General features: G+C 44.0%; 9 protein-coding genes. 3 read left to right on the forward strand and 6 right to left on the reverse strand.

Translation table 11 applies throughout. The features are described from left to right. Together nsrR and lytF are read left to right on the forward strand one after the other, a co-directional pair. A partial coding sequence (gene nsrR, locus RAC86_RS30715; protein WP_377886370.1) for a nitric oxide-sensing transcriptional repressor NsrR occupies positions 1–408 on the forward strand: 408 nt, incomplete at its 5' end. 152 nt (positions 409–560) lie between these two features. After that, entirely contained in the window at positions 561–2,021 is a 1,461-nt protein-coding gene (lytF, locus tag RAC86_RS30720) for a peptidoglycan endopeptidase LytF (protein ID WP_377886371.1), read from the forward strand. A 41-nt stretch (positions 2,022–2,062) separates the two neighbouring features. Here the strand turns inward: lytF and RAC86_RS30725 are convergent, their stop codons facing one another. Next, positions 2,063–2,386 (reverse strand): YqzG/YhdC family protein, encoded by a 324-nt coding sequence (locus RAC86_RS30725; protein WP_029726341.1) that lies wholly within the window; start codon positions 2,384–2,386, stop codon positions 2,063–2,065. Between the two features lie 200 nt (positions 2,387–2,586). Here RAC86_RS30725 and RAC86_RS30730 point away from each other — a divergent pair, with 200 nt between their 5' ends. Continuing rightward, positions 2,587–2,829, forward strand: coding sequence for a YhdB family protein (locus RAC86_RS30730; protein WP_003233373.1), 243 nt, complete (start codon positions 2,587–2,589; stop codon positions 2,827–2,829). Positions 2,830–2,843: 14 nt separating this feature from the next. On the opposite strand, the gene yhdA is transcribed toward RAC86_RS30730, so the two are convergent. From yhdA to glpD, 5 genes are all read right to left on the reverse strand, one after another. Further along, complete coding sequence (gene yhdA / locus RAC86_RS30735) at positions 2,844–3,368, reverse strand: FMN-dependent NADPH-azoreductase (RefSeq protein ID WP_377886373.1); 525 nt, start codon at positions 3,366–3,368, stop codon at positions 2,844–2,846. Next, positions 3,365–4,012: a two-component system response regulator YhcZ gene (gene yhcZ, locus RAC86_RS30740; RefSeq protein WP_174223391.1), complete on the reverse strand. Its 648-nt coding sequence runs from the start codon at positions 4,010–4,012 to the stop codon at positions 3,365–3,367. The genes yhdA and yhcZ overlap by 4 nt, the downstream gene beginning before the upstream one ends. Beyond that, complete coding sequence (yhcY, locus tag RAC86_RS30745) at positions 4,009–5,148, reverse strand: two-component system sensor histidine kinase YhcY (RefSeq protein ID WP_003245750.1); 1,140 nt, start codon at positions 5,146–5,148, stop codon at positions 4,009–4,011. Before yhcY ends, yhcZ begins: the two co-directional genes overlap by 4 nt. Positions 5,149–5,296: 148 nt before the next feature. Further along, entirely contained in the window at positions 5,297–7,042 is a 1,746-nt protein-coding gene (locus RAC86_RS30750; RefSeq protein WP_029726344.1) for a phospho-sugar mutase, read from the reverse strand. Positions 7,043–7,173: 131 nt separating this feature from the next. Next, the gene (gene glpD, locus RAC86_RS30755; RefSeq protein ID WP_021479678.1) at positions 7,174–8,841 is read right to left on the reverse strand and encodes a glycerol-3-phosphate dehydrogenase; all 1,668 of its coding nucleotides are present in this window, start codon (positions 8,839–8,841) and stop codon (positions 7,174–7,176) included. Between the last annotated feature and the right edge of the window lie 126 nt (positions 8,842–8,967).

Consider the following 8,967-nt stretch of genomic DNA (forward strand, 5'->3'; position numbering starts at 1 on the left):
AGAGTGTTGATTTTTCTGGCTGCAGAGCGTCCCGGAGAACTTTCAAATATAAAACAGATTGCCGAAACGTATTCTATTTCAAAAAATCATCTCATGAAAGTCATATACAGGCTCGGCCAGCTCGGCTACGTAGAAACGATACGCGGACGGGGCGGCGGCATACGATTAGGCATGGAACCTGAAGACATCAACATCGGTGAGGTTGTCAGAAAAACGGAGGACGATTTTAATATTGTTGAATGTTTTGATGCGAATAAGAATCTCTGTGTTATTTCCCCGGTTTGCGGCTTAAAACATGTGCTGAATGAAGCGCTTTTGGCCTACCTCGCAGTTTTAGACAAATACACACTGCGCGACCTCGTCAAAAACAAAGAAGATATCATGAAGCTTTTAAAAATGAAGGAATAGATCAAGATTCCTTCTTTTTTTATGCCCTTTTTCCCCCTTATTGTTAAGATAATTTGGCTATTTTTATAAAAAGGCAAAACGATGAGACAAATGTGCCGATATAAAAAAGAAACAGCAAATGCAAAATCATTGGGGGAAAAAGGAGAGCTAAGATGAAAAAGAAATTAGCAGCAGGGCTGACAGCATCTGCGATTGTCGGCACAACTTTAGTAGTGACACCAGCTGAAGCAGCAACGATTAAGGTCAAAAGCGGAGATTCTTTATGGAAACTGGCCCAAACCTATAACACAAGTGTGGCGGCCCTCACATCCGCCAATCATCTTTCGACTACTGTTCTGTCGATCGGCCAGACGCTTACTATTCCAGGCAGCAAATCCAGCACTTCTTCATCTACTTCAAGCTCAACAACCAAGAAGAGCGGAAGTTCTGTTTACACAGTGAAAAGCGGAGATTCACTTTGGCTGATCGCAAATGAGTTTAAAATGACGGTGCAGGAACTGAAAAAATTAAACGGACTAAGCAGCGATTTAATTCGTGCTGGGCAGAAATTAAAGGTGTCCGGTACTGTTTCTTCAAGTTCCAGTACAAAAAGCAGTTCCAATAAGAGTTCAAGCTCCAGTTCAAAAAGCAGTTCTAATAAGAGTTCAAGTTCTTCATCTTCTACGGGAACATATAAGGTACAGCTTGGAGATTCACTTTGGAAAATTGCAAACAAAGTCAATATGTCCATCGCTGAATTGAAGGTCTTGAACAACTTAAAATCAGACACCATTTACGTGAATCAGGTGTTGAAAACAAAATCAAGCGGCTCTGATACGTCTTCTAAAGACAATTCATCCAAATCGAACCAAACTTCAGCAACAACTAAATATACCGTTAAAAGCGGTGATTCACTTTGGAAAATCGCAAACAACTATAACCTGACTGTACAGCAAATCCGAAATATCAACAATCTGAAATCAGATGTGCTGTACGTTGGACAAGTATTGAAGCTGACAGGTAAAGCATCTTCAGGCTCTTCATCATCGTCGTCTTCTTCGTCAAATGCAAGCTCAGGCACGACGACTACATACACAGTGAAAAGCGGTGATTCCTTGTGGGTGATTGCTCAAAAATTTAAAGTAACAGCTCAGCAGATTCGTGAGAAAAACAATTTAAAAACGGATGTCTTGCAGGTTGGCCAAAAGCTGGTCATTTCCGGAAAAGCTTCATCATCGTCTTCATCCGGTTCTTCAAACAACACCAGCTCAACGAGTGCGAAGATTAACACAATGATTTCGGCCGCTAAAGCGCAGCTTGGGGTTCCGTATCGCTGGGGAGGCACGACACCGTCCGGGTTTGACTGCAGCGGATTCATTTACTATGTACTGAACAAAGTCACATCCGTATCTAGATTAACGGCAGCGGGATATTGGAACACAATGAAATCAGTTAGCCAGCCTGCTGTCGGAGATTTTGTTTTCTTTACAACATATAAAGCCGGCCCTTCCCACGTCGGAATTTACCTAGGCAACGGGGAATTCATAAATGCCAACGATTCCGGAGTTGTCATTTCCAATATGAACAACTCTTACTGGAAACAGCGCTATCTCGGTGCAAAACGATATTTCTAAAAACAGAAACTGTGCGGCCTTAACGGCTGTACAGTTTTTTATTAGAGCCTAAAGACGTTGATGCTGATCATATGATTTGTCACCGGATGAAAATAGACTTCGGCCCGAACAGAAAAAGTGTCATCTTTCTGTCTGACTGTTACCCGAAAGACATCTTTCGTCTGCTGATCATTCACCTCTGTACGCCCCATATAAGCATAATCAGAAAATGAAGCGTCCTTATATTCATCCTGAATTTTGCTCCAGGCAAGCTGTTCCCACTTTTGAACGGACTCGTTTGTGTCCGTTGAATGACCTTTTGCAGCCATTGACACGATAATCAATCCGCAAAAAAGAAGCGCGATGGTATATGGCTGAGATTTCATTTTTTCAGTCTCCTGTACCCAGAATATGTTCCCTCATAGGTTTACCAAAAGCGATATCTTCATTCAGGCATTTTGATTTTATGTCTCCCTCATATTGCTACCCCTTTACTGCCGCAGACGCCAAGTTTTGTCCCGTCAATTACAGAGGATGCGGCATAAACTAATCATGAACTTCTCACCCAAGAAAGGAGAAGCGATTCATGGATTATGCCGATTACGATAAAGCGCTTTATTACACCCATCGTTCTCAATGGGATAATTTATTAATTTTAATGGTGCGTACAGAGGACGATTTGTTGTCAAAACGAATTGAGCATTTTCTGCATGCGTATCATTTTGAACAGGATTACGCCGTTTTAGAAAAGATGCTGTATTCCCTTCTCCGTTATATTGATCATGCCACAGAGCTGACTTATGAAGATCAAATAGCCCTTCTCACATAAACAAATCCCGGCGTTTAGACGCCGGGATTTCCTGCTTTTGCGAACATGCTGAGTTCTTCGACAAACTCTTTTAAGCTTTCCTTAATGTTTTCAGCCACTGTAGCATTTTCAACATCAATATGCACCGGATCAAGCACCAGCTGCTTCGGAATGACATTGGCGTAGACACCCCGCATCACAGTTCTCATATTGTTCAGCGCATTGATGCCGCCTTTTCCGCCTCCCGCTACTGCCAATAATGCAACGGGCTTATATTTGAATTGTTCGCTGCTTAGAAAATCCAAGGCATTTTTTAAAGCGCCGCTCATGCCGCTGTGATATTCAGGCGATAATAATACAATCGCATCCGCTTTCGTAACGCGTTGCTTAAGCTCCTGTACTTTCAACAGTTCAGATTGTTCCGCTTCACCGTTAAAAACGGGCAATACAAACTCGCTTAGATCAATCAAATCCGTGTGATACAGAGCTGCAATATAGGATGCTGCAATTCTTGTTCTGCCATGTTTTCTAGGCGTGCCATTTATGACTAACATGTTCATTTCGAGATCTCTCCATTCAGATTATATTTCACTGCGAAAAGCGCTGCTTGCGTGCGGTCGGCCACTTCAAGTTTTGCTAAAAGATTCGATACATGGGTTTTTACTGTTTTTTCTGAAATAAACAAGGCTGCTGCGATTTCTTTATTGCTTTTCCCGTTTGCTATTTCAGTCAGAACGTCTTTTTCCCTTCTTGTTAATTGATAGTATTTTTCTTTTTCCGGGTCGTGCTGATTTTTCATATGTGTTAGCACATGGGGCATAATAGCTGTAGAAAGCTTGTATTCGCCACCATGCACTTGTCTTAGTGTTTTCACCAATTCCTCGGGCTCCGTATCCTTTAATTGATACGCCTTCGCGCCTGCCTGAAGCGCGGGGATGACGTGCTCCTGATCAGAGTAGCTCGTCAGCACAATGATATCCGTCTCCGGAAATTGCTGTATTGCTTTTTTAATGGCTTGAATGCCGTCCATCTCGGGCATAGACAAATCCATTAGCACAAGATCCGGCTTTGTCTCTTCGATGACACGGAGAGCTTCTAATCCAGTTGCAGCTTCTCCGACGACTTCAATATCATCCTGGGTGGCAAAGAAAAAACGCAGACCCTTTCTGACAACATGATGATCATCAGCAATGACAATTTTCATACCGCCCCTCCTTTTCGGCTTTTTAGCGGAAGCCTGATGGACAGCTTTGTTCCAGTTCCAAGCGCTGACTCAATCCAAAACTTAGCTCCGGCTTTTTCCGCTCGCTCTTTCATACCTTTTATGCCAAGTGAAGGCAGACCGGCATGCGCTTCATAGCGAAATCCTGCCCCATGATCGATGATATCCAGCTCCGCATGGCACAAAGAAGCAGTCAGACTAACATACGCCGTATCCGTTCCGGCATGCTTTTTGCAGTTATTTAAAGCTTCCTGTACGACACGCCATAGCATATGCTCCTGCTCATCAGTCAGAACAGGACAGCCTTTTTGTGTAAAAATGATCTTCAATCCAATGAGCGCACCATAGCTTTTAATGGCTTCAGCCAGCCCTTTTTCCAATCCTCCGGGGCGAAGCTGCCAAATTAATGCTTTCATTTCTGCGAGCGCGTCCTGTGATAGGTTTTGGATGAAATCAATCATCTGCTGTAAATTTTCATCTTTTGTTAGTGTCTTCGCAGCTTTGGCAGTTAAACTGACGGAAAACAGCATTTGATTGACAGAATCGTGAAGCTCCTGAGCGAGTCGGTTACGCTCCATTAAAAGAGCATTTTTTTGTTGATATTCAGAAAGCCTCATACGCTGGATTGCCGTTCCGATCTGAAAGGCGACAGACTCGAGTAAATGCAGCTCTTCCTCATCAAACATGGTTTTTCCGGCCGCCGCTACATTTAACAATCCGAATCTTCTGTCCCCGTCTTCTAAAGGCACAGTTGCATGATGCGTAATCCCTTCTGTGTCAAAACAATGCAGGTTTTCTGCTGATTCGATGCGTTTGCAGTTCATGATATTTGCAGCCTTTCTAAGCCCTCCGTTATTGAATTTCGTCAGGCAGTAACACTCCCCTTCGCACATCAGCACTTTTTCCTTGCGGCTTAAAGCCGGGGGCAGATAAGCGTCGGCCGCTAACGTATAAGACCCATCTTCTTCGATCAGAAAAATCCATCCGGATTGAAGGTTTGTCAGACTCAGCAACTCTTTTAAAACCTCATCCAGTGTTGCTTTGATATCGTGCCCTTGATTTAAGGTTTCCGCAATCGTTTTCAGCGTTTTTAATTTTTCCATCCTCGTTTTGCTCACGTTTCTCACTCCGGCATTGATCTTGTATTTAAGATTATACCAGTTTTTTGTATTTCATTACTTCACTGATGGGATGATTTTCTTTCAGACTTTTGGATGAGAAAAAGAAAAAGCTGGATCATTTACAATGACCCAGCTCATACTTGAATTATTTTGCAGTCGACTCAACAATTTCATCAACCGTCTTCATTACATCTTCAGAAAGGACGGCAAGTCGCTTTTCACTGTCTTCTAAAGATGACCCTTTTACGGCGAAATAAAATTTCACCTTCGGCTCAGTTCCAGAAGGACGAAGACAGAACCAAGACCCGTCTTCCAGGAAGTATTTCAGTACATTTGATTTTGGCAAGTCGATGGCTTCTTCCTTGTTTTCAGTCAGAAGCGTCCGTTTGCTTACAGCGTAATCTTCTGCTGTGACAACCTGTTTGCCCGCCATTTTCTGCGGCGGATTTTGTCTGAAGGAAGCAAGAATCGCTTCAATTTGCTCTGCTCCTTGTTTGCCTTTCAGCGTCAGGGATTTCAACCCTTCACGATAAAAACCATATTCGTTAAAGAGATTGATGAGCGCCTCATACAATGACATTCCCTGTTTTTTATAGAACGCGCAAACTTCAACTGCCAAAAGCGCAGCCTGAATGGCGTCCTTATCGCGGGCAAAATCCCCGATTAAATAACCGTAGCTCTCTTCATAACCGAATTGGAAGGTATACTGGCCTGATGCCTCGTATTCCTTAATCTTTTCACCGATAAACTTAAAGCCTGTCAGCGTATCAATCGTATCAAGGCCGAATGAAGAAGCTACAGCACGGCCGATTTCGCTTGTGACGATCGTTTTGAGAACAACACCGTTATCAGGCAGGATGCCTTGTTTTTTCTTTTCAGAAAGCAGGTAATGAAGCAGCAGCGCTCCGGTTTGGTTTCCTGTCAGCACTGTATATTTGCCTTGATCGTTTTTCACCGCGATGCCGAGGCGGTCAGCATCAGGATCTGTCGCGATGAGAATATCTGCATTCTGCTCCTCCCCAAGCTTAATGGCATATTCGAATGCCGCATGCTCTTCCGGGTTTGGCGATGTAACAGTGGAGAAGTTTGAATCCGGCAGTTCCTGTTCTTTGACAACCGTTACATTTTTGTAGCCGAGTGCTTCAAGTCCGCGTCTGACCGGTTTATTTGCAGTTCCATGCAGCGGTGTGAAAACAACCTTTACATCTACTTCTTCTGATAATTCAGGATGTACAGAAATGGACGCCAGTTTTTCTGTATAAACTTTATCAATATCTTCACCGATGATTTTGATTAAGCCTTTTTCTTTTAACTTATTTTCTTCGTCCACTGTGATCGTCAGCTCATTTTCAATCGCGTTTACCTGCTCAATGACGATGTCCGCTTCCTTTGGAGGCAGCTGGCCGCCATCATCCCCGTATACTTTGTAGCCGTTATATTCAGGCGGGTTATGGCTTGCCGTTACCACAATTCCCCCATAAGCGTTCAGCTGTCTGACAGCGAATGACAGCTCTGGCGTCGGGCGAAGCTCATCAAACACGTATGTTTGGATGCCTTGTGTCGCAAGTGTTTTTGCCGCTTCCATCGCGAACTCCGGAGATTTATGGCGGGAATCATAAGCAATGACAACGCCCCGTTTTTTCGCTTCCTCACCTTGCTTCGAGATGTATGCCGCAAACCCGGCCGATGCTTTGCGCACAGTGTAAATATTCATCCGATTTGTCCCGGCGCCGATTTCCCCGCGCATTCCGCCGGTACCGAATTCAAGGTCTTTATAGAAACAGTCCTCAAGGGCCTGTTCATCTCCCTCTAATTCAATAAGGCGCTCTTTTAATTCCGGATCTAAATGTTCTGTCTGTTTCCAGCGTTCATAGCTCTTTCTCCAAGTCATATTCGTCCTCCTATGTATCAGCTTATGCCATTATTTTATATGAAGCGGGTGCCTCTGTCACTTGATAACCTGAGATCTTGCCCTTTCGGCACGTAAAAAGAAATAACGGGCTGCAGACAGCCCGTTATGATTTATTGCTCAAGCGGTACGACCGCATCGTGTAAAAGCTTGTTGAGGTTTTCTGTATGTTTGTTTTTCGCCTGCTCATCCCATTGGAATCGCTCGCTCATAAAATCAATAACGGCATCTTTATATGTTCTTACCCAATTGATATCAAAAAATAAACGTCCCGTTCTGCGGACAAAGAAGTCAGCAGGGGTTGCAGTCATCTCTTCTTCTATACTGTATTCTGCCTCAGCAAGAATATGAACCGGAATGTTGCGTTTCGCGGCCTCATCTTTCAGCGCTTCTACCCGGTCAAAGACGCGATCTACGTTAGAGCCGTATCTGATCGCAAGCTGTTTTGCGTCTTTTTCTGATAAACCGGCTGCAATTCCTTCTTTTGTTTTCGCGGTAACGAAGGACATAAGATTTTTCGAACCGCCGACGTGCCCGCCAGAGATTGGCATGTTTTTCGTTTTACATGGTCCAAAATCCTTTTCGCCCTCTTCTTTTAAGCGATCACGGACAAGATCAACGATGTGCTCCGCCATTTTTCTGTATCCAGTCAGTTTTCCGCCGGCAATGGTGATCAGGCCTGAGTCAGATGTCCAAATCTCGTCTTTCCGTGAAATTTCAGAAGGATCTTTGCCTTCTTCATGAATCAGCGGACGCAGCCCCGCCCAGCTGGATTCGATGTCATTCGCAGTGATATTCAGTTCCGGGAACATGTAATTGATTGATTTGATGACATAATCACGATCCTCCGTTGTCATCCGCGGATGCTCCAGCGCCTCTTTGTAAACAGTGTCTGTTGTTCCCACGTATGTTTTGCCTTCACGAGGAATCGCAAATACCATCCGGCCATCAGGTGTATCGAAATATACAGCCTGTTTCAGCGGAAAGACAGACTGGTCAAATACAAGGTGAATGCCTTTTGTATGCTGCAAATGCTTTCCGTTTTTCGAATGGTCTTTTTCTCTGAGCTGATCGACCCAAGGGCCTGTAGCATTGACAATTTTTTTCGCATACACTTTATATTCTTTCTTTGTCAGCACATCTTCAATTAATACGCCGACGGCTTTGCCTTTTTCGTAAAGAAGCTCCTTCACTTTGGAGTAATTCACAGGCTCTGCCCCGAATTTCACCGCTTCCTTCATGACTTCGATGGTCAGTCTCGCATCGTCAGTGCGGTATTCCACATAGTACCCGCCGCCTTTTAAGCCGTCTTTTTTTACCAAAGGTTCTTTTTGCAGCGTTTCTTTTGCTGAAAGCATGCTTCTTCGTTCTGACTTTTTCACACCTGCAAGGAAGTCATAAACCCTTAACCCGATTGATGTTGTAAATGAACCGAATGTGCCGCCTTTATGAAACGGAAGCAGCATCCATTCCGGTGTAGTGACATGCGGGCCGTTTTCATACACAATCGCCCGCTCTTTTCCTACCTCAGCGACCATTTTCACTTCAAATTGTTTTAAATAGCGCAAGCCGCCATGTACCAGCTTCGTTGATCGGCTTGATGTTCCCGCCGCAAAGTCCTGCATTTCGCTTAGTGCGACCTTCATTCCCCTTGATGCCGCGTCAAGAGCTGTTCCGGCTCCTGTAATTCCTCCTCCGATAATAAATAGGTCATATGTTTTTTTCGTCATGTCTGTCAGCATGCGATCTCTTTCAAGACTTGAAAATTGATGTTTCATCATTACGTCTCCTCCTTGTTGTCACGGTAAATAGAAAAAGAGACCACAACAGCCAAAGTGCATGCTTACACTTTGGTGCTGTGGTCTCTCCTCATCTCAGGACCGTTCTTATTAACTTGTAACCATTAT

The organism is Bacillus sp. LR_5 (assembly GCF_042709275.1).

Bases quoted from the DNA above. Each gene is read 5' to 3' on its own strand.
- lytF (WP_377886371.1), top strand. From the start codon at position 561: ATGAAAAAGAAATTAGCAGCAGGGCTGACAGCATCTGCGATTGTCGGC.
- yhdA (WP_377886373.1), bottom strand. From the start codon at position 3,368: ATGAACATGTTAGTCATAAATGGCACGCCTAGAAAACATGGCAGAACA.
- RAC86_RS30750 (WP_029726344.1), bottom strand. From the start codon at position 7,042: ATGACTTGGAGAAAGAGCTATGAACGCTGGAAACAGACAGAACATTTA.
- glpD (WP_021479678.1), bottom strand. From the start codon at position 8,841: ATGATGAAACATCAATTTTCAAGTCTTGAAAGAGATCGCATGCTGACA.
- RAC86_RS30725 (WP_029726341.1), bottom strand. From the start codon at position 2,386: ATGAAATCTCAGCCATATACCATCGCGCTTCTTTTTTGCGGATTGATT.
- RAC86_RS30730 (WP_003233373.1), top strand. From the start codon at position 2,587: ATGGATTATGCCGATTACGATAAAGCGCTTTATTACACCCATCGTTCT.
- yhcZ (WP_174223391.1), bottom strand. From the start codon at position 4,012: ATGAAAATTGTCATTGCTGATGATCATCATGTTGTCAGAAAGGGTCTG.